The sequence below is a fragment of the Aestuariivirga sp. genome (assembly GCF_047600585.1).
In the GTDB taxonomy this organism is placed as follows: Bacteria; Pseudomonadota; Alphaproteobacteria; order Rhizobiales; family Aestuariivirgaceae; genus Aestuariivirga.
In genome coordinates this window covers 378,596-403,866 of record NZ_JASGKP010000001.1, presented here as the reverse complement: position 1 = coordinate 403,866, position 25,271 = coordinate 378,596, and the positions used below count along the sequence as shown (strand labels likewise).

The 25,271-nt window shown below is 64.7% G+C and carries 18 protein-coding genes; 13 read left to right on the top strand and 5 right to left on the bottom strand.

The window, feature by feature from the left end; translation table 11 throughout:
- The 3 genes from QM801_RS01765 to QM801_RS01755 form a co-directional block, all read right to left on the bottom strand.
- Positions 1–474 (bottom strand): (2Fe-2S)-binding protein, encoded by a 474-nt coding sequence (locus QM801_RS01765; RefSeq protein WP_415017493.1) that lies wholly within the window; start codon positions 472–474, stop codon positions 1–3.
- 2 nt (positions 475–476) lie between these two features.
- The gene (locus QM801_RS01760; RefSeq protein ID WP_415017492.1) at positions 477–1,337 is read right to left on the bottom strand and encodes an FAD binding domain-containing protein; all 861 of its coding nucleotides are present in this window, start codon (positions 1,335–1,337) and stop codon (positions 477–479) included.
- A gap of 107 nt (positions 1,338–1,444) precedes the next feature.
- Complete coding sequence (locus QM801_RS01755) at positions 1,445–2,236, bottom strand: DeoR/GlpR family DNA-binding transcription regulator (protein ID WP_415017491.1); 792 nt, start codon at positions 2,234–2,236, stop codon at positions 1,445–1,447.
- 357 nt (positions 2,237–2,593) lie between these two features.
- Between QM801_RS01755 and QM801_RS01750 the strand changes: the two genes are divergently transcribed.
- The gene (locus tag QM801_RS01750) at positions 2,594–3,496 is read left to right on the top strand and encodes a phosphotransferase (RefSeq protein WP_415017490.1); all 903 of its coding nucleotides are present in this window, start codon (positions 2,594–2,596) and stop codon (positions 3,494–3,496) included.
- Between the two features lies 1 nt (position 3,497).
- On the top strand, positions 3,498–5,945 hold the full coding sequence (locus QM801_RS01745; RefSeq protein WP_415017489.1) for a GcvT family protein: 2,448 nt from the start codon (positions 3,498–3,500) through the stop codon (positions 5,943–5,945).
- 3 nt (positions 5,946–5,948) lie between these two features.
- On the opposite strand, the gene QM801_RS01740 is transcribed toward QM801_RS01745, so the two are convergent.
- Positions 5,949–7,088: a DUF1615 family protein gene (locus tag QM801_RS01740; protein ID WP_415017488.1), complete on the bottom strand. Its 1,140-nt coding sequence runs from the start codon at positions 7,086–7,088 to the stop codon at positions 5,949–5,951.
- A gap of 309 nt (positions 7,089–7,397) precedes the next feature.
- Positions 7,398–8,156, bottom strand: a complete 759-nt coding sequence (locus QM801_RS01735) for a phosphate/phosphite/phosphonate ABC transporter substrate-binding protein (protein ID WP_415017487.1) — start codon at positions 8,154–8,156, stop codon at positions 7,398–7,400.
- A 96-nt stretch (positions 8,157–8,252) separates the two neighbouring features.
- Between QM801_RS01735 and QM801_RS01730 the strand changes: the two genes are divergently transcribed.
- From QM801_RS01730 to QM801_RS01680, 11 genes are all read left to right on the top strand, one after another.
- A complete protein-coding gene (locus tag QM801_RS01730; protein WP_415017486.1) occupies positions 8,253–9,179 on the top strand; it encodes a fatty acid desaturase in 927 nt (308 codons plus the stop codon).
- Complete coding sequence (locus tag QM801_RS01725; protein WP_415017485.1) at positions 9,179–10,603, top strand: protein adenylyltransferase SelO; 1,425 nt, start codon at positions 9,179–9,181, stop codon at positions 10,601–10,603. Before QM801_RS01730 ends, QM801_RS01725 begins: the two co-directional genes overlap by 1 nt.
- Before the next feature lie 130 nt (positions 10,604–10,733).
- Entirely contained in the window at positions 10,734–13,175 is a 2,442-nt protein-coding gene (locus tag QM801_RS01720) for a glycogen/starch/alpha-glucan phosphorylase (RefSeq protein WP_415017484.1), read from the top strand.
- Positions 13,176–13,196: 21 nt separating this feature from the next.
- Entirely contained in the window at positions 13,197–15,389 is a 2,193-nt protein-coding gene (gene glgB / locus QM801_RS01715; RefSeq protein ID WP_415017483.1) for a 1,4-alpha-glucan branching protein GlgB, read from the top strand.
- Positions 15,390–15,424: 35 nt separating this feature from the next.
- Positions 15,425–16,678 (top strand): glucose-1-phosphate adenylyltransferase, encoded by a 1,254-nt coding sequence (gene glgC, locus QM801_RS01710; RefSeq protein WP_415020878.1) that lies wholly within the window; start codon positions 15,425–15,427, stop codon positions 16,676–16,678.
- Positions 16,679–16,713: 35 nt separating this feature from the next.
- Positions 16,714–18,144 carry a glycogen synthase GlgA gene (glgA, locus tag QM801_RS01705; protein ID WP_415017482.1) on the top strand — a complete coding sequence of 477 codons (1,431 nt, stop codon included), beginning with the start codon at positions 16,714–16,716 and terminating at the stop codon, positions 18,142–18,144.
- A 4-nt stretch (positions 18,145–18,148) separates the two neighbouring features.
- Complete coding sequence (locus QM801_RS01700) at positions 18,149–19,765, top strand: alpha-D-glucose phosphate-specific phosphoglucomutase (protein WP_415017481.1); 1,617 nt, start codon at positions 18,149–18,151, stop codon at positions 19,763–19,765.
- Positions 19,762–21,651, top strand: coding sequence for a glycogen debranching protein GlgX (gene glgX / locus QM801_RS01695; RefSeq protein ID WP_415020877.1), 1,890 nt, complete (start codon positions 19,762–19,764; stop codon positions 21,649–21,651). Before QM801_RS01700 ends, glgX begins: the two co-directional genes overlap by 4 nt.
- Before the next feature lie 48 nt (positions 21,652–21,699).
- Positions 21,700–22,629 carry an SMP-30/gluconolactonase/LRE family protein gene (locus QM801_RS01690; protein WP_415017480.1) on the top strand — a complete coding sequence of 310 codons (930 nt, stop codon included), beginning with the start codon at positions 21,700–21,702 and terminating at the stop codon, positions 22,627–22,629.
- A gap of 3 nt (positions 22,630–22,632) precedes the next feature.
- The gene (locus QM801_RS01685) at positions 22,633–24,123 is read left to right on the top strand and encodes an FAD-linked oxidase C-terminal domain-containing protein (protein WP_415017479.1); all 1,491 of its coding nucleotides are present in this window, start codon (positions 22,633–22,635) and stop codon (positions 24,121–24,123) included.
- Positions 24,123–25,271 carry an FAD-binding protein gene (locus QM801_RS01680; protein WP_415017478.1) on the top strand — a complete coding sequence of 383 codons (1,149 nt, stop codon included), beginning with the start codon at positions 24,123–24,125 and terminating at the stop codon, positions 25,269–25,271. The genes QM801_RS01685 and QM801_RS01680 overlap by 1 nt, the downstream gene beginning before the upstream one ends.

Below are 25,271 nucleotides of genomic sequence, written 5' to 3'. Positions count from 1 at the left end.
TTAGGCTCCTCTCATTTCCTTGGCGGCGGCCTGGACAGCGCGCACGATCTTGTCATAGCCGGTGCAGCGGCAAAGATTGCCGGCAAGGCCAAAACGGATTTCCTCTTCGGACGGATCCGGGTTCTTGGCGAGCAGCGCCTTGGCTGCAATCAGGAAGCCCGGGGTACAGATGCCGCACTGGAGGGCGGCGTGATCGATGAACTGCTGCTGCAGCGGATGCAGCTTGTCGCCATCGGCCATGCCCTCGATCGTCTCGATGGTGCTGCCGCCCACTTCCGCGCCGAGAATGAGGCACGAGCAGGTGAGGCGGCCATCGACGATGACCGAACAGGCGCCGCAGTCGCCGGTGCCGCAGCCTTCCTTGGCGCCGGTGAGGCCAAGGCGGTTGCGCAGCACATCGAGCAGCGATTCATCAGGCTGGCAGGCGTATTCGACCGCATCCCCGTTGATGGTTGTCTTGACGAGTACGGCCATGATCACTTGCCTCCTGCGCGGGCGTAAGCAATTTCGGCGGCCCGGCGCGCAAGCACGCCGGCCACTTCGGTTCTGAATTCAACTGTGCCGCGCTTGTCGTCGATGGGACGGCAGGCGGCGGATGCGGCGGCGGCGAGCTTCGCCTTGGCGGCATCATCGAGCTTGGTGCCGATGATCGCCTTGGCAGCGTCCTTCACCAGCAGCACGGTGGTGGCGACCGCGCCGAGCGAGACGCGGGCGTCGGTGATGACGCCCTTGCCGTCGATCGTGAGGTTCACCGCGCACGAGACGACGGCGATGTCCATTTCGGAGCGCGGGATGAAGCGCAGATAGGCGTCACCCGACTTCGGCTTCTTGGCCGGAAGTTCGATCGCCTCGATGATCTCGCCCTTCTTGAGGACGGTGCGGCCGACACCGGCGGGCACGTCTTCAACGGCGAGCTTGCGCTTGCCCTTGGGGCTGGCGATCACGACCTTGGCGCCAGCGGCGACGAGGGCGGGCACCGAGTCGGCCGCGGGAGAGGCGTTGCAGAGATTGCCGGCCATGGTGGAACGGCCCTGCACCTGCTTCGAGCCGATGAGCTGGGCGGCTTCCACCACGCCAGGCCAGGCCTTGAGAAGGGCAGCATTCTCGGAGAGGGCGGCGTTCGGCGTTGCCGCGCCGATGACGAAGCCGCTTGCCGACTTCTTGATGTCGCGCATGCCCTTGATGCGCTTGATGTCAACCACAAGGTCGGGCTCGACCATGCCCGCTTTCATCTTGACCAGAAGGTCGGTTCCGCCTGCCAGGACGAAGGCTGTGCCTTTTTCCTTGGCCAAAAGAGTACACGCCTCTTTGGTCGTTGCCGGAGATTCGTATCGCATCGTTCACCTGTTTGGATTGGGACTGACAGTTTGGTCCATGCGGCGGGGGTAGGTCAACCTCCTGCGACACACGGAACAATCACGGGACCAATGTGGAATTTCACCATCTAAGCCTGTACGGGCGGGCGGGCAACATGGAGCTCCACCCCACTCTTTTCGAGGGCACCAGCCAGATCGGGAAACGGCATGTCATCGGTATAGATGCGGTTGATGTCGGAAAAGTCACAGACCTTGACCAGCGCGGTTTTTCCGAACTTGGTGGAATCTGTGAGAATGACCCTGTTGTCGGCCCGCGACAGCGCCATGCGGGCGAGTTCCGCTTCCTCGAAGGCCATGTCCATGGGGCCTTCCAGCGGATGCAGTGCTGCAATCGAGATGAAGGCATGGCGCACCCGGAAACGGGCAATGAATTCCACTGCCGTCGTTCCGAAGGAGGCGCCGTTGTCGGCCTTCAGTTCTCCACCCGCCATGTAGACGCGGTTGCCGTTCACGGTCGCAAGCGTGCGGGCGATGTCGGAGGAGTTGGTGACGATGGTGAGGCCGCGCCGGTTGCGCAGCTCCTGGGCGAAAATGCTGGTGGTGGTGCCGGTGTCGATGATCAGGCTGTCGCCATCGGCGACCAACTGAAGGGCGGAACGGGCGATGGCCCGCTTGGCTTCGGCATTCTCGCGCAGGCGGCGCTCGAATGGCGCCTCGCCCACGTGGTGCGGCAGGGCGAGCGCGCCGTGCAGCTTCAGAATGTCGCCGCGCTCCTCGAGGAGCCGGGCATCGCGGCGGACGGTTTCCTCCGAAACGGCGAGCTGCCGGGCAAGCTCGATGACGGTGATGCTGCCGCGCTGGGCGATGAGTCCCATGATCTGACCCAGCCGCACCGAGATTTTGTGGTTTTTTGCCGCCATTTTGTTTGTTTTTCTGTTTCCCAGCCCCGCAAGCCCACACTCAAACGCGCAAACCGCCTCCAAATCAACAAAAAAATTCATAGTTCCAACACGTGTGTTGACGACAATTCAAACTTCGCTAGCGTCCGCTCCCATGCCCGGACTCACCCGAGCCCAGGCAGACGGGAGCCACCCCTCCAACCGGGGGCGTCTCATGCATCTGACAACGCCCCCAGTCAGATGTGCGAGAAGGGCTGGAGCGATCCAGCGGTGGCGCACCCGCCGTTCTTCCCGTGCGTCTCCCGATCCCTGCAAAAAGCCAATGGGGGCTTTTTTCTTCATGCCGTCTCCCCGTCCCCTGCCCCAGCGTCTGCCCTGATGACCGAACTCCCTTCGCACAATCCGGACGACGTGGAAGCTGCCGTGCGCGCGCTTTCCCTCTGGCAGGGAATCCGGGGCCTGACGCCGCTCAAGGGCGGGGTCAGCAATGCCGCCTTCGTCGTCGATGACGAAAGCGGCCGCTTCGTCGCCCGCGTGGGCACGGACTATCCCTTTCATCAGGTGAGCCGGGCGCGAGAGGCGCAGGCCCATCGCGCCGCCTTCGAGGCAGGTCTCTCGCCCGAACTCATCTTCGCCCGCGATGGCGTGATGGTGGTGAGGTTCATCGAGGCCCGCACCTATGGCGAACCAGAGGTGCGCGGCAACTGGCAGGCCTGCCTGGACCTCGTGATGCGCACCCACCGCGACGTGGGCCACCTGATCCGCGGACAGGGGGCCATCTTCTGGGTGTTCCAGATCCTGCGCGACTATGCCGAGACGCTGCGCATCGCCAACCACCGCAGTACGCCGCATCTGGCCAAATGGATGGCGGTGACGGACGCGATGGAGGCGGCACAGGTGCCGCTGCCGGTGATCTTCGGCCACCATGACCTGCTGCCCACCAACTTCATGGATGACGGCAAGCGCCTCTGGCTGATCGACTGGGAATACGGCGCCTTCGGCACCGCCATGTTCGATCTTGCCAACATTGCCGCCGCCAACTCCTTCACCCGCGAGATGGAAGGCGAAATGCTGCGCGCCTATTTCGGCAAGGCGCCCGACCTTGCGCTCTCACGCGCCTACTACGCCATGAAGGTGGCGGCAGCGCTGCGCGAAGCCATGTGGGGTATGATCTCCGAACTCTTCCTCGCGGCACCGGGCGTCGATTACGTCGCCTATGCCGCCGAATATGTGGGCCGCTTCGAGGCCATACACGCCGCTTACACCAAGGACTTCCCCTGACATGACCAAAGACCTTCCAACCCATGCCGACGTCATCGTGATTGGCGGCGGGATCATCGGTTGCTCGACCGCCTATCACCTTGCCCGCGACCACAAGCTGAACGTCGTGCTGCTGGAACAGAACCGTCTCACCTCCGGCTCGACCTGGCATGCGGCGGGGCTCGTGGGCCAGTTGCGATCGTCTGCCTCGATCACCCAGGTGCTGAAGTATTCGGTCGATCTCTACAAGAAGCTGGAAGCGGAAACCGGATTGCAGACCGGCTGGAAGATGACGGGCTGCCTGCGCCTTGCCACCAACCAGGACCGCTGGACGGAGTTCAAGCGCCTCGCCACCACGGCGCAAAGCTTCGGCATGGAGATGCATCTGATCTCGCCTGCCGAAGTGAAGAAGATGTGGCCGCTGATGGAGGTCGACGATCTCGTGGGCGCAAGCTGGCTGCCGACCGACGGACAGGCCTCGCCCTCCGACATCACGCAGGCGCTGGCCAAGGGCGCGCGCATGCATGGCGCCACCATCGTGGAAGGCGCGCGTGTCGAAGGCTTCGAGATGAGCGGCAACCGCATCACCGCGGTGCGCACCGTGAAGGGCACGATCAAGGCCGAGAAGATCGTCAACTGCGGCGGCATGTGGGCCCGGCAACTGGGCGCCATGGCGGGCGTGACCGTGCCGCTGCAACCGGTGAAGCACCAGTATGTGATCACGGAAAAGATCGATGGACTTTCAGCCGATGCCGCGACGATCCGCGATCCCGACAAGCTCACCTACTTCAAGGAAGAGGTGGGCGGCCTTGTCTTCGGCGGCTATGAGCCGAACCCCATCGCATGGACGGAAGGCGACGTGCCTTCGACCTTCGAGTTCCAGCTCTTCGAGGATGACTTCGAGCATTTCGAGCAGCACATGGAAGCGGCCCTCTGGCGCGTGCCAGCCCTCGCGAAGACCGGCATCAAGCAGATGATCAACGGGCCCGAAAGCTTCACGCCTGACGGCAACTTCATCCTGGGCCAGGCGCCCGAATGCGCCAACATGTTCGTGGGCGCAGGTTTCAACGCCTTCGGCATTGCCTCGGGCGGTGGTGCGGGCTGGGTGCTGGCCGACTGGGTGGCGAAGGACGAAGCGCCGATGGATTTGTGGACGGTCGATATCCGCCGCTTCTCCGGCATGCACCGCGACCGCCGCTTCGTCTCCGACCGCACGCTCGAGGCCTATGGCAAGCACTACACCATCGGCTATCCGCACGAGGAATATCAGAGCGGCCGGCCGCTGCTCGTCTCGCCGCTCTATGAGCGCCTGAAGGCGCGCGGCGCCTGCTTCGGCTCCAAGCTCGGCTGGGAGCGCCCGAACTGGTTTGCGGGCACGGGCGAAACCCCGCGCGACGTCTATTCCATGGGACGGCAGAACTGGTTTGCTGCCGCTGGCCGCGAGCACAAGGCGGTGCGAGAGACGGCGGGACTGTTCGACCAGTCGTCCTTCGCAAAGTACGAAATGAAGGGCAAGGACGCCACCGCCGCGCTGGAATGGATTGCCGCCAACCGCATCGGCAAGGCGGTGGGGAGTGTGGTCTATACCCAGATGCTGAACACGAGGGGCGGCATCGAATGCGACCTGACAGTGACGCGGCTTGCCGAGGATCATTACTATATCGTCACCGGCACGGGCTTCCGCACCCACGACTTCCATTGGATCAAGGACCATATTCCGGCGGGTTCGGCCTGCGATCTCGTTGACGTGACCGAAGCCTGGGGCACGCTGGTGCTGATGGGTCCGAAGGCGCGCGACATTCTCTCGGTTATCTGCACGGACGACATCGCGAACGCCGCCTTCCCCTTCGCGCAGATGCGGGAGCTCACGATTGCGGGTCACAGGGTGCGGGCGCTGCGCGTCACCTATGTGGGTGAACTGGGCTGGGAACTGCACATGCCGATTGCGGCAACGGGCGATGTGTTCGATGCGCTGATGGAGGCGGGCGACGGAAAGGGCCTTGCGCTCGCCGGTTACCGCGCGCTGGAATCGCTCCGCCTTGAGAAGGGCTATCGCGCCTGGGGCAGCGACATCACACCCAACGACACGCCCTTCGAAGCGGGCCTCGGCTGGGCCGTGAAGCTGAAGGGCAACACGGATTTCCAGGGCCGCGCCGCGCTGGAGAAGAAGGCTGGCGAGCCGCTCAAGAAGATGCTGACCGGTTTCACCACCACGCGCGAGGACATCGTGCTGGTGGGCCGCGAGACGATCCTGCGGAACGGCCAGTTCGCAGGTTATCTTACGAGCGGCGGCTATGGCTACAGCGTGGGCCGCCCGGTGGGTTACGGCTACATCCGCAACCCGCAAGGGGTGACGCCGGACTACATCATGTCCGGAAGCTACGAGCTTGTGGTGGCGAAGGAAACGGTGAAGGCCGTGCCGCACCTGCAACCGCTGGTCGATCCCGCCAACGCCCGCATCAAGGCCTGAGGCCTATTTCATGCAGGCCTGATAGCGCCGGTCGACGCTTTCGGCGAAGATGCGCGTGGTCATCCTGCGGTGGATCTTGGGGCTCGCAAGCCCGATCTCCGGCACGATGGCGAAGGCCGGCTGCTTCCCTGTCTTGCGGGCAAAGGCATCTCGGAGCGCCGTGAAGGTCCGTGTGCTGACGAATTTCGCCGTCTTCTCCTCGAGGAGATCGCTACGGATGTCCTTGTCCGTGAGGCCCGGCGCAAAGAGCTTCACCGCCTTCCGAACGGCGGCCTCGCTGGTGGTGACCGTGGCATTGGCCTTGCCGGACTTGGCATAGCTCAGGAGATCGCCGTCGAGCGCGAGCTTGTCGCCCGACAGTGTGGCCACCACCTGCTGGAAGGCGGCGTTGCGGCTGGCGTAGCGCCCGGCATTGTAGTCGGCGAAGCGGAAGATCTTGCGGGAATAGCCGGTCTCGTAATCAAGAAGCTGCGGCACGCCGTAATAGAGCCCGCCATGGCGGGTGTAGAGCTGGTCGCGCACGGCATAGACATCGTCCAGCATCATCGGCAGCCAGCGCCGCCGCTTCGCCATTTCGAGCGAGAATTTGACCGAGACCTGCATGGAGCCTGCGGTGTCGATCTCGTTGCGGTCCTCGATCAGCTGGTTGAGGAAACCCAACTGCACGACTTCGCCGAGGCCGGATTTCTGCCCGGCGAACTCCACCAGTGAGCGGTAGACGAGATCGAGATCGCGCTCGGTGCGGGCCGCGCGGATGCGGGAAAGGAAGCTGTTTTCGGGCGTGGGCGTGCGTTCGAGCCAGCGGAGTGCAGCTTTCCCGGCAACGGGCACCTTGGCGAGCTTGTCGCGCAGCGCCTGCTCGGAAATCTTGCCCAGCCCCGGCACGGCGGGATCGGCAACGAAGCTCGATTCCTGGTCGACCACGGCGATGACGGCGCAGACGTTCTCGCGCGTGGTGGGAAGGTTGTGAAGCTGCAACACGTCGAGGAGATCGATGGCCCAGCCCTGGGCATCGGCGACGTTCTTTTCGGCACGAAGGATGAGCCGCACCGTCTCGCGCACGTCCATCGCCGCTTGCGCGCGGGCAGTCGTGGTGAGGAGCAGGCAGGCAAGGAGGGAGAGAAGGACGCGTCCCGGTGGCATGGGCGTTAAGTATCACAGGAAATGTGGTGGAGCGATGGCTTGTGTTTCCGCCTCCGTCATTCCGGACGCGTGCGTTTCCCCATCCCCGTCATTCCGGACGCGCGCCTCGATCGAGCGCAGCGAGATGTCGCGCGCGAGCCGGAATCCAGCTTTGGCGGATCGCGTGTGATTATCAACGAAGCTGGGCCCCCGCCTTCGCGGGGGTGACGGTTAGGTTGGAAGAAATGAAAAATTTCCTCCATGCCCGGCCTTGAGCCGGGCATCCAGACTGGATGGCCGGGTCAAGCCCGGCCATGGAGAGTGTGGAGACTAAAGCAACCGCACCCCGCCCTTCGCCTCAATCGCCCTTTCAAGCGCGGGAATGGCGTCGTAGTCGGCGACGGATGTAACCGTGAACCCGCCGATCATCAGCGCGTCCCGCACCTCAGCCAGCGCCGGATCGGTGGCGCAGGCGGAGACCGCCCTCTGCCAGCGCGCCACATCAGCATCGCGCGTCACATAAGGCAGGCCGGGCACGAGCGGCGTACGCCCCACCTCGTGCAGCCCCGCGAGCAACTGTGGCTGATGCCGCCGGGCATAGGCCACGCACACAGCATCGATGGCGCAGACATCCGCCTCGCCACGCTGCAGCATCGCCAGCGAGTTCAGGTGCCCGCCGGACAACACCGCGCGCCCGAAGAACACACCGTTTTCCGCCTCATCCGCAAAGAAGCTCTTGAGGGCGAGCATGCCGGACATAGAGTTGGGTGTGTTCACCGCCGCCGTCAACCCCCGATAGGCGGCCTTCTCCCGTCGCTCACGGGCGAAGACGAAGCTGGAATACCGGAAGCCCTCGCAGCCGGGCACGGTGAAATGAGGCGTACCAACGAGCCCCAGTTTGCCACGGAATTCGTGGGTAAACGGATAGCCACAGGTCTGGCTGAAGACGAGATCATCCCGTGACCAAGCACTCATGAAATCGTCCGGCCGGGAGAGCGTCACCGCCGCCCCTGCCGCCCTGACGATGGCCGCCGCCCACGCTTCGGTTGCAGGTCGAACCTCGGGGAAATCATACATGGGCAGGGTCATCAACATGGTCCGTACAGTGACCTTTCAGCCCGGCTGCGACAACTGGTGAAATTTGTTAAATTGCGGCGCGGCGGGAACCATCGCTAAAATGCCGCAATGTCCTATGCCGAAACCCGCACCGCCCGCATCGAATGGCCGACCATCGGATTGATCGCACTCGCCTACGGGGTGATTGCCCTGCTGGTCTGGAACCACGCCGTTCTGCCCTGGTGGTTCCTGCCCATCGGCGCCTATTTCGCCGCCCTCCATGCCTCGCTGCAACACGAGGTGCTGCACGGCCACCCCACCCGCAAGCGCTGGCTCAACGAGCTGCTGATCTTCGTGACGCCCACCTTCTGGCTGCCCTATGGCCGCTATCGCGACACCCACCTGCAGCATCATCACGACATCGACCTCACCGATCCGGTGCGCGATCCGGAATCCTATTACCTGCTGCCTGATGACTGGGCCGCGGCCGGCCCCGTGAAGCGCTTCTTCTTCAGCATCAACCACACCTTGGGCGGCCGCATGCTGATCGGGCCTGCGGTGAGCATCGTGCGCTTCTGGTCGGAGGAATGGTCGCTGATCCTCAAGGGTGACCGTTACCGCCTCAAGGAATGGATCCTGTTTGCGATCTCGGTGACGATCTCGGTGACGTTGATCACAGTGGTGGCGGGCATGCCCTTCTGGAAATACTATCTGCTCATCGCCTATCCCGGCCTGTCGCTGGCGCTCGTCCGCTCGTACTGCGAGCATCAGGCAGCGTCGCAATCGGAGCATCGCACCATCATCGTCGAGGCCTCGCCTTTCTGGTCGCTGCTCTTCCTCTTCAACAACCTGCACGTCGCCCACCACAGCAAGCCCGCGCTTCCGTGGTACAAGATTCCGGACTACTATGCCGCCGACCGTGACGAGATGATCGCACGCAACAACGGTTACACCATGAACGGCTACGGCGAGATTTTCCGGCGCTACTTCTTCAAGGCCAAGGAACCGATCGCCTATCCGGACACGGGGTGGCTCCGTCCCGCCGGCGAGAAGTGATGGCCTCAGCAACACCGTCTTTCGAACTCACCTACAGCGACCTGCCGCCCCTCTTCCACCGGGCCGTGGCGGCTGATCCCGTGGCCAATCCGGCTTTCGTGCTGCGCAACGAGGCGCTGGCGCAACAACTTGGCCTCGATGTGGAATGGCTGCGCTCCAACGATGCCTTGCAGGCGCTCGCCGGAAATGCGCCGCTTCCCGGAGCAACGCCTGTTGCCATGGCCTACAGCGGCCACCAGTTCGGCGGCTTCAATCCGCTGCTGGGTGACGGACGCGCACAACTGGCCGGGGAATGGCTGGCACCCGACGGCACGCGCTACGATCTTCACCTGAAAGGCTCGGGCGCGACACTTTTTGCCCGCAACGGCGACGGCCGCGCCACGCTCTCGGCGATGCTACGCGAATACATCGTGAGCGAGGCCTTTGCCGGACTCGGCATTCCATCGACGCGCTCACTTGCCGTGGTAGCGACGGGAGAACTCGTCTATCGCCAGCGCAAGGAGCCGGGTGCGGTTCTCACGCGGGTGGCGAAGAGCCATGTGCGTGTCGGCACCTTCCAGCTTGCTGCCGTGAACCGCGACCGCGAGGCGCTGGACGCATTGATGACGCGCGAGCTTGCCCGCAACTTCCCGCCCGCTCCCGAAGGTCTCGCGCCGGCGCGGCACTTCCTGCGGAGTGTCGCCGCGCGGCAGGCGAAGCTCATCGCCCAGTGGATGGGCGTGGGCTTCATCCATGGCGTGATGAACACCGACAACATGCAGGTGGCGGGCGAGACCATCGACTTTGGCCCCTGCGCCTTCATGGACAAGTTCCACCCCGAGAAGGTGTTCTCCTCCATCGACCACATGGGCCGCTATGCCTGGGACAAGCAGCCGGGCATTGCCTTGTGGAACCTGACGCGGCTTGCCGAGAGCCTTCTGCCGCTTCTGGCCGATGAGCAGGAGAAGGCCATCGAGATTGCCAAGGAGGAACTGGCGCTCTTCATGCCCGCCTTCGAGCAGCACTTCGAGGAAATCATGCGGGCGAAGCTCGGCTGGCGCGGCGCCGACGCGGATGACGGCGAACGCATCGCCAGCATCTTCCGCCTGATGATGGAGCGCGGTGACGACTTCACCCTGTTCTTCCGCCGCCTCACGCGCATCGCCGCGGGCGAAGCGCCGGAGGACGAGGCGCTGGCGGCATGGCGTGAGCGCGCCGGTGCCACGCCCGATGTGGAGGCCATGCGGCGGGCCAACCCCATCTTCACCGCGCGCAATCACCGGGTGGAGGAAGCGCTCGCGGCGGCAAATGACGGCGACCTCGCGCCCACCCAACGGCTTCTCAAGGTGCTGGCCCAGCCCTTCCGCGAAAGCCCTGATGATACCGACCTCGAAAGCCCGCCAGCGCCCGAGGAGGAAGTGCTGCAGACATTCTGCGGCACCTGAGCCCCCGCAACTGAGCAAGGATTAGGCACGTGCATCAGAACCGCCCTTTGTTCAAAGAGGGCGGTTTTTGCTTGCTCCGTGGGCGATGCAACCCTAAACGGTGCAGCCGGTTTTGAGGAGCGCACACAATATGAAATCCGTGGTCATGAACGTCCATTCCGAAAAGGCCCGGTCAGAGATTCTCGCCAAGCTGACCTATGCCATCGGCAAGGACCCGGTGGTGGCGAAGCGCCATGACTGGCTGCATGCCACCATCCTCGCCCTCCGTGACCGCATCATCGACCGCTGGATGGACTCGACCCGTCGCGCCTATCAGGCGGGCGCCAAGCGCGTTTATTATCTCTCGCTCGAATTCCTCATCGGCCGCCTGCTCCGCGATGCCCTGTCCAATCTCGAACTGACCGAGCCCTTCGATGCGGCGTTGAAGTCGCTTGATGTCGATCTCTCGCTCGTCGAAGAAATGGAGCCCGATGCGGCCCTCGGCAACGGCGGCCTCGGCCGTCTCGCCGCCTGCTTCATGGAAAGCCTCGCGAGCCTCGACATTCCCGCTTACGGCTATGGCATCCGGTATTCCCACGGCCTGTTCCGCCAGATCATCTCGGATGGCTGGCAGACCGAGCGCCCGGAAGACTGGCTGGAAGGCGGCAACCCCTGGGAATTCCCGCGCCGAGAGGCGGCTTATCGCGTCGCCTTCTATGGTCACGTGGCGGGCGAGGCGCTCGCTGACGTGCGCCAGCGCCATTTCTGGCATCACGGCGAAGCGCTCCTCGCCACCGCCTACGACACGCCCATGGTGGGCTGGCGTGGCAAGCGCGTGAACACGCTCCGCCTCTGGTCGGCGCGGCCGCTCGATCCCATCCATCTCGAAGCCTTCAACGTCGGCGACTATGCGGGCGCCCTTGCCGATCACAACCGCGCCGAGATCATCACCCGCGTGCTCTATCCGGCGGATTCAACGCCGCAGGGCCAGGAACTGCGCCTCCGCCAGGAATACTTCTTCACCTCGGCCTCGCTGCAGGACATCCTGCGCCGCCACCTGCAGAGCAACCCCAATCTCAAGAACCTGCCCGACAAGGTGGCGATCCAGCTCAACGACACGCATCCCGCGATTGCGGTCGCCGAAATGATGCGGCTCCTCGTCGACATGCACGGCATTCCCTGGGCGGAAGCCTGGAAGATCACCCAGGCCGTGACAGCCTATACCAACCATACCCTGCTGCCGGAGGCGCTGGAAAGCTGGCCGGTGAACCTGATGGAGCGGATGCTGCCCCGCCACATGCAGATCATCTACGCCATCAACGAGGACCTCCTGAAGATGGTGCGGGCACGCCCCGGTGTGACGGCGGAGTTCATCTCCTCCGTGTCGCTCATCGACGAACATGCCGGCCGCCGCGTGCGCATGGGCCAGCTCGCCTTCGTGGGCTCGCACAGCATCAACGGCGTCTCTGCACTGCACACGGGGCTGATGAAGGAAACCGTGTTCGCCAACCTGCACACGCTCTTCCCAGACCGCATCAACAACAAGACCAACGGCATCACGCCACGGCGCTGGCTGAAGGGCGCCAACCACGGCCTCACGGACCTGCTGAAGTCTGCCATCGGCGACGGCTTCCTGAGCGATGCCGATGAATTGCAGAAGGCCGAGCCTCTCGCCAAGGACAAGGCCTTCCGTCAGGCTTTCGCGGCGGTGAAGCGCGAGAACAAGGCGGAACTCTCCAACCTGATTGCGGCGCGGATGAGCATCGCCACCGATCCCACCGCCCTCTTCGACGTGCAGATCAAGCGCATCCACGAGTACAAGCGCCAGCTTCTCAACATCCTCGAGACGATCGCCCTCTACGAGGCGATGCGCGACGAGCCGTCGAAGAACTGGGTGCCGCGGGTGAAGATCTTCGCAGGCAAGGCGGCGGCGAGCTATGCCCAGGCCAAGCTCATCATCAAGCTCATCAACGATGTCGCCCATGTGGTGAACAACGACCACAGCCTGAAGGGCCGGCTGAAGGTCGCCTTCATCCCCAACTACAACGTGAGCCTGGCAGAGGCGATCGTTCCCGCGACCGATCTTTCCGAACAGATCTCCACCGCCGGCATGGAAGCCTCCGGCACCGGCAACATGAAGTTCGCTCTGAACGGCGCCCTCACCATCGGCACGCTGGATGGCGCCAACGTCGAAATCCGCGAGCATGTGGGGGCGGAGAACTTCTTCCTCTTCGGGCTCGAAGCCCATGAGGTGGAAGCCCGCCGCAAGGCCGGCATCGACGGCCGGGCGCTGCTCGAGAAGAGCCCTGCCCTCAAGCAGGTCTGCGAAGGACTTCTCGCCGGGCACTACTCCGACGGCGACACCATGCGCTTCCGCCCCATCGTCGACAGCATCCTGAACGGGGACTGGTTCCTCGTCGGCTCCGATTTCGACGCCTATGCGGCGGCGCAGGCCGATGTCGCTTCCCTCTGGACAAAGCCGGATGAATGGACGCAGTCTGCCATTCTGAACACGGTGCGCATGGGCTGGTTCTCGTCCGACAGGACGATCAGGGACTACGCCCGCGACATCTGGAATGTGCCCGTCAAATAAGGGCCGGAAATGGGGGAGTGAATGGCCGAACCGAAATGGAGGTTGTCCGCCGAGGAAATCGAGGCAATCGTCCAGGGGCGCCATTCCAACCCGTTTGAAGTTCTGGGCCTGCACCACTCCGGCAAGACATGGATTGCCCGCTGCTTCGTGCCGGGCGCATTGGGCGTGGAAGTGCTCGGCCTCGACGGCAGCAAGCTCGGTACGCTGGAACAGCGCCATTCCTATGGCTATTTCGAAGGGCCGGTGAAGGTCACGGGCCGCCAGCCGCTCCGCTACCAGTGCTCGAACGAGGGTGGCGTGTGGACCGTCACCGATGCCTACAGCTTCGGCCCGGTGCTGGGCCCGATGGACGACTACTACATCGGCGAGGGCAACCACCTCCGGCTCTACGACAAGCTGGGCGCGCATCCGCTGCACCACGAAGGCGCGGACGGCGTGCACTTCGCCGTCTGGGCGCCCAATGCCAGCCGCGTCTCGGTGATCGGCGACTTCAACAACTGGGACGGCCGCCTGCACGTGATGCGGAAACGCCTCGACACCGGCGTCTGGGAAACCTTCGTGCCCGGCGCCTTCGAAGGTCAGGGCTACAAGTATGAACTGCTCGATGCCACGGGCAATCTGCTGCCGCTGAAGGCCGACCCCTTCGGCTTCGCCGCCGAGCTGCGCCCCAACACCGCTTCGAAGGTCGCCCGCCTCGACTTCACCTGGAGCGACGGCGCCTACCTGCAGGCGCGCCAGACGGACCAGCGCCGCACGCCCATGTCGATCTACGAGGTCCATGCCGGCTCATGGCGGCGCGGGCCCGACAACCGCTTCCTTACCTACGACGAACTGGCCGACCAGCTCATCTCCTACGTGAAGGACATGGGCTTCACACACATCGAGTTGCTGCCAGTCTCGGAGCACCCTTTCGATCCCTCATGGGGCTATCAGCCGACGGGACTCTTCGCGCCCACCTCGCGCTTCGGCAGCCCGGATGGCTTTGCCCGCTTCGTCAACCGCGCCCATGAACAGGGGATCGGCATCATCCTCGACTGGGTGCCGGCGCATTTCCCGACCGATGAATTCGGCCTCGCCCGCTTCGACGGCACGGCGCTCTATGAGCACGCCGACCCGCGCCAGGGTTATCATCCCGACTGGAACACCGCGATCTACAACTTCGGCCGCCGCGAGGTGCTGAGCTTCCTCATCAACAACGCGCTGTTCTGGTGCGGCAAGTATCACATCGACGGCCTGCGCGTGGATGCGGTCGCCTCGATGCTCTACCTCGACTACTCCCGCAAGGAGGGCGAGTGGATCCCGAACAAGCACGGCGGGCGCGAGAACCTCGAAGCCATTTCCTTCCTGCAGCGGATGAACCACGAGGTCTACGGCCAGAACGCGGGCGTCGTCACCATCGCCGAGGAATCGACCGCCTTCCCCGGCGTCTCGAAGCCCACCAACACGGGCGGCCTCGGCTTCGGCTTCAAGTGGAACATGGGCTTCATGCACGACACCCTCGCCTACATGAAGCGCGAGGCGGTGCACCGCAAGTTCCACCACAACGACCTTACCTTCGGGCTGCTCTACGCCTTCTCGGAAAACTTCGTGCTGCCCCTCTCCCATGACGAGGTGGTGCATGGAAAGGGCTCGCTCCTCGCCAAGATGTCCGGTGACGACTGGCAGAAGTTCGCGACCTTGCGCGCCTACTACGCCTTCATGTGGGCCTACCCCGGCAAGAAGCTGCTTTTCATGGGTCAGGAATGGGCGCCTTGGCTGGAGTGGAGCGAGGCCCGCGGTCTCGACTGGCACCTCCTCAGCGGCGCACCCCACCAGGGGATGCAGTCCCTGGTCCGCGATCTTAACCATGCCTACACGTCCATGCCCGCCCTCCATGCCCGCGACTGCGAGCCCGAAGGCTTCGAATGGCTGATCACGGATGACCACGAAAACTCCGTGTTTGCTTGGGCCCGGCACGCCGGCGCGGCCCATACCCCCATCGTGGTTTGCGTGAGCAATTTCACGCCCGTAGCCCGCGACGGCTACACTCTGCCCTTGCCAAAAGCGGGGAACTGGCGTGAAGTCCTGAACACAGATGCCGAAGCCTACTGGGGCACCGGGCGCGGCAACCTCGGGGGAGTCGTGGCGGCTCACACGCCCTCCCACGGGAAGCCCGCCTCGGCGAAGGTCACCCTTCCGCCGCTCGCCACGGTCTACTTCGTCTCTGAACACTAAATAAGAATAACGTTCGTGGGGAGAGATCCGTGGCAATGAAGCAGACCGCACCACTTGCACGTGACGCGATGGCCTATGTCCTGGCCGGAGGGCGCGGCAGCCGCCTGATGGAACTCACCGACAAACGCGCCAAGCCGGCCGTGCCCTTCGGCGGCAAGTCGCGCATCATCGACTTCGCGCTGTCGAATGCGGTGAACTCCGGCATCCGCCGCATCGGTGTCGCCACGCAATACAAGGCGCACAGCCTGATCCGCCACCTGCAGCGCGGCTGGAACTTCCTCCGCCCCGAACGCAACGAAGGCTTCGACATCCTGCCCGCCTCGCAACGCGTGTCCGAAGACCAGTGGTATGCGGGCACGGCGGACGCCGTGTACCAGAACCTCGACATCATCCTCTCCTACCGGCCGAAGTACATCGTCATCCTCGCGGGCGACCACATCTACAAGATGGACTACGAGCTGATGCTGCAGCAGCACGTGGACACCAAGGCCGACGTGACCATCGGCTGCCTCGAAGTGCCGCGCGAGGAAGCGACCGGCTTCGGCGTCATGCATGTCGACACCAAGGACCGCATCACCGCCTTCATTGAAAAGCCGAAGGACCCGCCGGGCATTCCCGACAATCCGGACATGGCGCTTGCCTCCATGGGCATCTATGTCTTCGAGACGGACTTCCTTGCAGGCCTCCTCCGCCGCGATGCCGCCGACAAGAAATCGAGCCGCGACTTCGGCAAGGACATCATCCCCTACGTGGTGAAGAACGGGAAGGCCGTGGCCCACCGCTTCGCCAAGTCCTGCGTGCGCTCCGACCTCGAGGCCGGCGCCTACTGGCGCGACGTGGGAACCGTCGACGCCTATTGGGAAGCGAACGTCGACCTCACCGACACAGTGCCGGCACTCGACCTCTACGACCACAACTGGCCGATCTGGACCTACAGCGAAGTGACGCCGCCCGCCAAGTTCGTGCACGATCTCGATGGCCGCCGCGGCCTTGCCGTGGCCTCGCTCGTGTCGGGTGGCTGCGTGGTCTCGGGTGCCGGCATCCGCCGTTCCCTTCTTTTCACAAATGTCCGCGTCAACTCCTTCACGACATTGGAGGAAGCCGTGGTGCTGCCGCGTGCCGTGATCGGCCGCAATGCCCTTCTGAAGAAGGTGGTGATCGACAGCGACGTGGTGATCCCCGAGGGCCTCGTGGTGGGTGAAGACCCCGAGCTTGACGCCAAGCGCTTCCGCCGCACCGACAACGGCGTCTGCCTCATCACCAAGCCGATGATCGACCGTCTCGGCTGAGCACGATCACCGAACCGGAAAAGGCTGAGCCATCGATGAACGTCCTGTCTGTTGCCTCGGAAGTATTTCCGCTGATCAAGACCGGCGGCCTCGCCGACGTGGTGGGTGCGCTTCCATCCGCATTGAAGCAGCATGGTGTTGCCATGCGCGTGCTGGTGCCGGGCTATCCTGCCGTGATGAAGTGGCTGGCAACGGGAAAGACGCTGCACAATTATGCCGATCTCTTCGGCGGTCCGGCGCGGGTGATGTTCGCCGAGGTGGCGGGAATGGAACTGATGGCCGTCGATGCGCCCCACCTCTACGAGAGGCCGGGCAATCCCTATGTCGGCGCCGACGGCAAGGACTGGCCCGACAATGCGCTCCGCTTCGCCGCGCTGTCGACCGTGGCCGCCGACATCGGCCGCGGCGCGCTCAAGACGTGGACGCCGGATGTGCTGCATCTCCACGACTGGCAGGCGGCGCTTGCCGCCGTCGACGTGCGCCACAGGGGCGGACCCCGCACCGTCGTTACCGTGCACAACATCGCCTTCCAGGGACAGTTCCCCGCCTCCGTCTTCCCGCGCCTCGGGCTTCCCGCCGCGGCCTATGCGATGGAGGGCCTCGAGTATTACGGCAATGTCGGCTTCCTCAAGGGCGGGCTTGCGACAGCAGACATGATCACCACCGTCTCGCCCACCTACGCCCGCGAAATCTGCACGCCGGAATTCGGCATGGGACTGGACGGCCTGCTGCGCGCCCGCCGCCAGAACACCATCGGCATCGTCAACGGCATCGACACCGAGGTGTGGAACCCGGCGACCGACAAGGCGCTGGCCGCGCCCTACGGTGCAAAGACGATGGCCAAACGCAAGGACAACAAGCGCGAACTGGAGAAACGCTTCGGCCTCGAACCGGGCGACGGCATTCTCCACGGCGTCGTGAGCCGCCTCACCTGGCAGAAGGGTCTCGACATTCTCGCCAACCTGCTGGACTGGCTCGTCGCCAATGGCGGCCGTCTTGCCGTGGTGGGCACGGGCGAGCCGGGCATCGAGAATGCCTTCGCCGCCGCCGCCCAGCGCCACCCGGGCCGCATTGCCATCGTCGCCAAGTATGACGAAGCGCTGTCGCATCTTGTGCAGGGTGGCGCCGACACCATGCTGGTGCCCTCACGCTTCGAGCCCTGCGGCCTCACCCAGCTTTATGGCCTCCGCTATGGCTGCGTGCCCGTGGTGGCGCGCACCGGCGGCCTCGCCGACACGGTGATCGACGCCAACGAGGCGGCACTCTCGGCTGGTGTTGCCACCGGCTTCCAGTTCTCGCCGGTCGACGAGCCCTCGTTGCAGAATGCCCTGCAGCGCGCAGGCACGATGTTCACCACGGCGCCCGCCGAATGGACGAGGCTGCAAACGAACGGCATGGCGGCGGATGTCTCGTGGGAGCGGAGTGCCGCCCACTACGCCGATCTCTACAAGCAGATGAAGGGCTGAGCGAATGAGCGTGACGATTGCGACCAAGGCCTTTGCGGACCAGAAGCCCGGCACTTCGGGCCTGCGCAAGAAGGTGAAGGTCTACCAGCAGCCGCACTACGCCGAGAACTACATCCAGTCGATCTTCGACAGCCTCGAGGGCTTTGCCGGCGCGACCCTCGTGGTGGGCGGCGACGGCCGCTACTACAACAAGGAGGTCATTCAAACGGCCCTCCGCATGGCGGCGGCGAATGGCTTCGGCCGCGTCATCGTCGGCCAGAACGGCCTGCTCTCGACGCCCGCCGCCTCGCATCTCATCCGCCACAACAAGGCCTATGGCGGGCTGGTGCTCTCGGCCAGCCACAATCCAGGCGGACCCGACGGTGACTTCGGCATCAAGTACAACATCGGTAATGGCGGGCCTGCGCCCGAGAAGATCACCGATGCCGTCTTCGCCCGCAGCAAGGTGATCACGCACTACAAGACCACTGAGACGCCCGACATCGATCTCGGCAAGACCGGGCGCAGCATGATCGAGGGCATGACGGTGGAGGTGGTCGATCCCGTGGCCGACTACGCCAGCCTCATGCAGTCGCTCTTCGACTTCGATGCTATCCGCGCCCTCTTCAAGTCGGGCTTCCGCATGAAGTTCGACGGAATGGGCGCCATCACCGGCCCCTATGCCAAGACCATTCTCGAAGGCATGCTGGGTGCGGCCCAGGGCACCGTGATCAACGGCACGCCGCTCCCGGATTTTGGCGGGCACCATCCTGATCCCAATCTCGTCCATGCCAAGGAACTCGTCGACGACGTGATGATGGGACTGGCGTTCGATTTCGGCGCGGCCTCCGATGGTGACGGCGACCGCAACCTGATCGTGGGCCGCGGCATCTACGTGACGCCGTCCGATTCACTCGCGATCATCGCTGCCAACGCCACCCATGCACCGGGCTATGCCGGTGGCATTGCCGGCATCGCCCGCTCCATGCCGACAAGCTGCGCGCCTGATTGCGTGGCGGCGAAGAAGGGCATCCCGTGTTTTGAAACGCCCACGGGCTGGAAGTTCTTCGGCAACCTGCTCGATGCCGGCCTTGCAACCGTCTGCGGTGAAGAGAGTTTCGGCACCGGATCGAACCACGTCCGTGAGAAGGATGGTCTCTGGGCCGTGCTCATGTGGCTCAACATCCTTGCTGCCACGCGCCGCAGCGTCTCCGAGATCGTGACCTCGCACTGGGATCTCTATGGGCGCAATTTCTACTCGCGCCACGACTACGAGGAAGTGGATGCCGAGGCCGCCAACAAGCTGATGGATGGCTTGCGTGCCCGTCTCCCCGCCATCAAGGCGGAACATGGCCTCACCACCGCCGATGATTTCGCCTACGACGATCCGGTGGACAAGTCGCACACCGCAAAGCAGGGCATCCGCCTCATCTTCCCGGACGGCGCGCGCATCATCTACCGTCTGTCCGGCACCGGAACAGCGGGCGCCACGCTCCGTGTCTACATCGAGCGCTACGTCGCCGACCGCAGTCAGCACGGCACCGAAACGCAGGAGATGCTGAAGGACCTGATCGCGCTGTCGCGGTCGATCCCGGACATTCCGGGCATCACCGGGCGCAGCGCACCGACGGTGATCACCTGACACCGGTCCGGCTCGAACCCAAGGGCAGGCCAGCGCCGCTGGGCGTGACGCTGGTACAGGGCGGCGTCAACGTCGCCGTGCATGCGCCACAGGCCAGTGCGGTGTTCTTCTGCCTGTTCGATGCCAAGGGAAAGAAGAAGCTCGCCAAGCTCGAACTGCCGCAGCGGCAGAACGGCGTTCACTATGGGTTCGTGGCGGGGGTGAAGGAAAACGCCCGCTATGGGCTTCGCGCCGAGGGCCCATGGCAGCCGCAGGATGGCCTGCGCTTTGATGCTGCCAAGCTGCTGGTCGATCCCTTCGCCACGGCGCTGGACCGCCCCTACGCCTTCCATCCCGGCCTCTCCGAGAAAGACCGCGACACCGCCGACCTCGTGCCCAAGGGGATCGTGACGCGCCCGCTGCCGCAGGTGAAGCGCGCCCCGCCCCGCATGCCTGCGTGGGTCTACGAGGTGCCGGTGAAGGCCTTCTCCATGCGCCACCCCGGCATTGCAGCGCCCAAGCGCGGCACGGTGGCGGCCCTCGCCGAGCCTGCCGCGCTCGAACACTTCCGCCATCTCGGCGTCGACACCATCGAACTCATGCCGCTGATGGCGTGGATCGACGAGCGGCATCTTCATGCGCTCGGGCTTGCCAATGCCTGGGGTTACAACCCCGTGACCTTCTTCGCGCCCGATCCGCGCCTTGCGCCCGGTGGCTTTGCCGAGATCGCCCACACCATCTCCGTATTGCACGACCACGGCTTCCAGGTGCTGCTCGACGTGGTGCTGAACCACACGGGCGAAAGCGATGCGGCGGGCCCGACGCTCTCCTTCCGCGGCCTCGACAACACGCTCTGGTACCGCCACGTGAACGGCGCGCCCGTGAACGACACGGGTTGCGGCAACACGGTGGCACTCGATCAGCCCGCCGTTGCCGACTATGCGCTGGCCGCACTTCGCCACTGGGTGGATGTGACGGGCCTCGACGGTTTCCGCTTCGACCTCGCCACCGTGATGGGTCGCGGGCCGGACGGCTTCCACGCCGATTCACCGCTGATCCGCGCCATCAACGCCGATCCTGTCCTCTCGCATTCGATCCTCATTGCGGAGCCGTGGGATGTGGGGCCGGGCGGCTATCAGCTCGGCCAGTTTCCGCCGCGCTGGCTGGAATGGAACGACCGCTACCGCGACGACGTGCGCCGCTTCTGGCGGGGCGACAGCTTCTCCGCCAATGCCTTTGCCACGCGCCTTGCCGGATCTTCTGACGTGTTCCGCGGCAAGCACCCCTCTAACAGCGTCAACTTCATCTCGGCCCATGACGGCTTCACCCTCGCCGACGTCACCCGCTATGCCCAGAAGGACAACATGGCGAATGGCGAGGGCAACCGCGACGGCAAGTCCGACGAGGTGACCTGGCCCGGCGGGCAGGTGCGGGCACTGCTCGCCAGCCTCTTCCTCTCCCGCGGCACGCCCATGCTGACGGCGGGCGACGAGATGGGCCGCAGCCAGCACGGCAACAACAATGCCTATGCCCAGGACAATGCGCTCACTTGGCTGGACTGGGCCGGGGCCGACCGCACCCTCATCGACTTCACCCGCCGCCTGATCGACATCCGCAAGCGCCATCCCCTGCTGGCCGAAGACCGCTTCCTCACCGGCGAGGGCGATGCCGAGTGGTTCGGCAGCGACGGCCGGGCCCCGGACTGGTCCTCCCCCGCCATCCGCTTCTTGGGCCTCATCCTGCACGGCAGGCACGAAACTCTGGCAATCGCGGTCAACGGCACCGGCGAGGCCCTCGACCTGCCGCTTCCCGATGCCGCCAACCGCTGGCGGCGCCTCTTTTCCTCCGGCACGGGCGCGGGCTGCCCCGCATTTTCGCTTTCCCTGTTCAGCGCGATTTCCACATGACGGAAACCACCGGATTGGCTTAAATCCCCGGCGGGAGGAACAAGAACTATGTTTCAGACAAGCTATTACAACGAGCCGGAAGGAACCGGCTTCGAACACCTGGACAAGCGCTTCGGCAAGCTGCTGATCGGCCACGCCCGCGTCGAGCGCCTGTGGACCGGCGCCCGCTGGGCCGAGGGCCCCGCCTGGTTCGCGGCCGGCCGCTACCTCGTCTTCTCCGACATTCCCAACAACCGCATGATGCGCTTCGACGAGACCGACAGCAGCATGTCGGTGTTCCGCCACCCCTCCAACAATTCCAACGGCAACACCACCGACCGCGAGGGACGCCTCGTGACCTGCGAGCATCTCGGCCGCCGCGTCAGCCGCACCGAGCATGACGGCTCGATCACCGTGCTCGCCGACCGCTACAAGGGCAAGCGCTTCAACTCGCCCAACGACGTGATCGTGAAGTCGGACGGCTCGATCTGGTTCACCGACCCCACCTATGGCATCGACGCCGACTACGAGGGCGCGCGCGCCGAAAGCGAGATCGGCGCCAGCAATGTCTACCGCATCGATCCCTCGGGCGAGATCACCATCGTCGCCGACGACTTCGTCAAGCCGAACGGTCTTGCCTTCTCCCCCGACGAGAAGACGCTCTATGTCGCCGACACCGGCTGCACCCACGTGGAGAACGGCCCCAAGCACATCCGCGCGCTTGCGGTGAAGCCCGATGGCAAGTCGCTCGGCGCTTCCAAGATGTTCGCCGATTGCAACGCCGGCTTGTTCGACGGCTTCCGCGTCGACAAGGACGGCCGCATCTGGACCAGCGCCGGCGACGGCGTGCACTGCTTCCTGCCGAACGGCGACCTGATCGGCAAGATCCGCATTCCGGAACTCGTCGCCAACGTCTGCTTCGGCGGCGCGCAGCGGAACCGCCTGTTCATCTGCGGCTGCACCTCGCTCTACTCGGCCTATCTCGCCATCAACGGGTGACGCATGGTTGCAATGCCCTTGCCGGATGAAGGTGTGATGGCCAGGCGGTCCGAGATCGCCAGCGCCCTCCGCCGCATCCTGCCGGCGGCAAGCGTGATCGATGCGGCCCCCGCACTCCGCGCCTACGAAAGCGACGGGCTGGCGGCCTACCGCCAGCCGCCGCTGGTCGTCGCACTGCCGGAGACCACGGCCCAGGTCTCGGAGATCCTGACTTACGCCCACGCCAACGGCATCAAGGTAGTGCCGCGCGGTGCGGGCACCTCGCTTTCGGGCGGGGCGCTGCCTCTGGCCGACGGCATTCTCCTCGGCATGGCGAAGTTCAACCGCGTGCTGGAGGTGGACTATGCCAACCGCTGCGCCGTGGTGCAGCCCGGCGTCACCAACCTCGCCATCACTAAGGCGGTGGAGCACAAGGGCTTCTATTATGCGCCCGACCCCTCCTCGCAGATCGCCTGTACCATCGGCGGCAACGTGGCGGAGAACTCGGGCGGCGTGCACTGCCTCAAGTACGGCCTGACCACCAACAATATCCTCGGCCTCGAGATGGTGCTGGTGACGGGCGAGGTGATCCGCCTGGGCGGCAAGCATCTCGACAGCGAGGGCTATGATCTGCTCGGCCTGATGACAGGCTCGGAAGGCCTACTCGGCGTTGTCACGGAAGTGACGGTGCGCATCCTGCAGAAGCCGGAGACGGCGCGCGCCCTGCTCGTCGGCTTCGCCAGCAACGAGGATGGAGGACAATGCGTCGCCGACGTGATTGCCGCGGGCATCATTCCGGGCGGCATGGAAATGATGGACCGCCCCGCCATTCACGCCGCCGAGGACTTTGCCCGCTGCGGCTATCCCCGTGACGTGGAGGCGCTGCTCATCATCGAGCTCGATGGCCCGCAGGTGGAAGTGGATCACCTGATCGAGCGGGTGAAGGTGATCGCCGAGAAGAACAACGCCCGCACCCTCAAGGTCTCGACCAGCGAGGCCGAGCGGCTCGCTTTCTGGGCCGGCCGCAAGTCGGCCTTCCCTGCCGTGGGCCGCATCTCGCCCGACTACATCTGCATGGATGGCACGATCCCGCGCAAGGCGCTGCCGCAGGTGCTGCGCGGCATGGAGGAGTTGTCGCAGAAGCACGGGCTCCGCGTCGCCAATGTCTTCCATGCGGGCGACGGCAACCTGCATCCGCTCATCCTCTTCGATGCCAATGAGGACAACCAGTTCGACCGCGCCGAAGCCTTTGGCGCCGACATCCTCCGCCTCTGCGTCAAGGTGGGCGGCGTGCTCACCGGCGAGCATGGTGTGGGGATCGAGAAGCGCGACCTGATGCCCGAAATGTTCTCGGAAGACGACCTTGCCCAGCAGCAGCGGGTGAAGTGCGCCTTCGACGAGAAGGGCCTGCTCAACCCCGGCAAGGTTTTCCCCGTGCTGCACCGCTGCGCCGAACTGGGGCGCGTGCACGTCAGCAAGAACAACCTGCCTCATCCCGACCTGCCGCGCTTCTGATGACACGGATCCCAGCACCAAAGGACGAGGCAGAGCTTGCTGCCGTGGTGCGCGACAGCAGCGAACCGTTCCGTCTCGAAGGCCTCGGCACCAAGGGGGCGCTCGGCAATCCGGTGGCTGCATCGCAGGTGCTGTCGCTTCGGAATTTTGCGGGCGTCGTGGTCTATGAGCCGGATGAACTGATCCTTGAAGCTGGCAGCGCAACCCCATTGAAGCAGCTCGAGAAAACCCTGTCGCAAAAGGGCCAGATGCTGGCCTTCGAGCCACCGGATTTTTCGAGCCTGCTGGGTGCATCCACTTCGGGCAGCCTCGGCGGAATCGTCGCCTGCGGCCTCTCCGGACCGCGCCGCGTGCGCGCCGGTGCGGCCCGCGATCACGTGCTCGGCTTCTCCGGCGTGACGGGCGAAGGTGTCGCCATTCGCGCCGGCGCGCGCGTGGTCAAGAACGTGACCGGATACGATCTCGCCAAGCTTGCGACCGGCTCCTACGGCACGCTGGTGGCGATGACCTCCATCATCGTGAAGGTGCTGCCGAAGCCGGAGACGGAGGAGACGGTGTTCCTCCGCGGTGTGGATGATGCGACCGCCATGCGTCTCATGTCGGAGGCAATGCAGTCGCCGGCCGACGTCTCCGCGGCCGCGCACCTGCCGGGTGACGGAACCTACCTCCGCCTCGATGGCATTGCGCCCTCCGTTGCCGCACGTCGCGACCGGCTGGTGAAACTCATGAAGCGCGATGCGGGCGTGCTCGGCGAAAAGGAGTCGGCGAAACTCTGGACCGGCATCCGTGATGTAAAGCCCTTCTGGAGCCTCACCACCAGCAGCATCTGGCGGCTCTCGGTGGCGCCGACGGAAGGTGCAAGCATCGCCGCCGCCATCATGCAGAAACTCGATGCAGCACATTTCTATGACTGGGCCGGCGGTTTGATCTGGCTTGCGGTTGCCAACAGCGAAGATGGGGGCGAGTCCGTCATCCGCTCGTCGTTCACGTCGGGACACGCGACACTGGTGCGGGCCCCCGAGGCGATCCGCGCCAGGGTGAGCGCCTTCACGCCACAGCCGGCTGCACTCGCCGCCCTCGCCGCGCGGGTGAAGCACTCCTTCGATGCGCGCAACCGCTTCAACCCCGGCATCATGGTGAGGGGCTGA

What these genes read in the sequence shown, in the direction of transcription:
- QM801_RS01755 (WP_415017491.1), bottom strand. Translation starts at nt 2,236, where the DNA reads ATGGCGGCAAAAAACCACAAAATCTCGGTGCGGCTGGGTCAGATCATG.
- QM801_RS01680 (WP_415017478.1), top strand. Translation starts at nt 24,123, where the DNA reads ATGACACGGATCCCAGCACCAAAGGACGAGGCAGAGCTTGCTGCCGTG.
- QM801_RS01725 (WP_415017485.1), top strand. Translation starts at nt 9,179, where the DNA reads ATGGCCTCAGCAACACCGTCTTTCGAACTCACCTACAGCGACCTGCCG.
- glgB (WP_415017483.1), top strand. Translation starts at nt 13,197, where the DNA reads ATGGCCGAACCGAAATGGAGGTTGTCCGCCGAGGAAATCGAGGCAATC.
- QM801_RS01700 (WP_415017481.1), top strand. Translation starts at nt 18,149, where the DNA reads ATGAGCGTGACGATTGCGACCAAGGCCTTTGCGGACCAGAAGCCCGGC.
- glgA (WP_415017482.1), top strand. Translation starts at nt 16,714, where the DNA reads ATGAACGTCCTGTCTGTTGCCTCGGAAGTATTTCCGCTGATCAAGACC.
- QM801_RS01685 (WP_415017479.1), top strand. Translation starts at nt 22,633, where the DNA reads ATGGTTGCAATGCCCTTGCCGGATGAAGGTGTGATGGCCAGGCGGTCC.
- glgC (WP_415020878.1), top strand. Translation starts at nt 15,425, where the DNA reads ATGAAGCAGACCGCACCACTTGCACGTGACGCGATGGCCTATGTCCTG.
- QM801_RS01735 (WP_415017487.1), bottom strand. Translation starts at nt 8,156, where the DNA reads ATGACCCTGCCCATGTATGATTTCCCCGAGGTTCGACCTGCAACCGAA.
- QM801_RS01760 (WP_415017492.1), bottom strand. Translation starts at nt 1,337, where the DNA reads ATGCGATACGAATCTCCGGCAACGACCAAAGAGGCGTGTACTCTTTTG.
- QM801_RS01740 (WP_415017488.1), bottom strand. Translation starts at nt 7,088, where the DNA reads ATGCCACCGGGACGCGTCCTTCTCTCCCTCCTTGCCTGCCTGCTCCTC.
- QM801_RS01720 (WP_415017484.1), top strand. Translation starts at nt 10,734, where the DNA reads ATGAAATCCGTGGTCATGAACGTCCATTCCGAAAAGGCCCGGTCAGAG.
- QM801_RS01730 (WP_415017486.1), top strand. Translation starts at nt 8,253, where the DNA reads ATGTCCTATGCCGAAACCCGCACCGCCCGCATCGAATGGCCGACCATC.
- QM801_RS01690 (WP_415017480.1), top strand. Translation starts at nt 21,700, where the DNA reads ATGTTTCAGACAAGCTATTACAACGAGCCGGAAGGAACCGGCTTCGAA.
- QM801_RS01750 (WP_415017490.1), top strand. Translation starts at nt 2,594, where the DNA reads ATGACCGAACTCCCTTCGCACAATCCGGACGACGTGGAAGCTGCCGTG.
- QM801_RS01765 (WP_415017493.1), bottom strand. Translation starts at nt 474, where the DNA reads ATGGCCGTACTCGTCAAGACAACCATCAACGGGGATGCGGTCGAATAC.
- QM801_RS01745 (WP_415017489.1), top strand. Translation starts at nt 3,498, where the DNA reads ATGACCAAAGACCTTCCAACCCATGCCGACGTCATCGTGATTGGCGGC.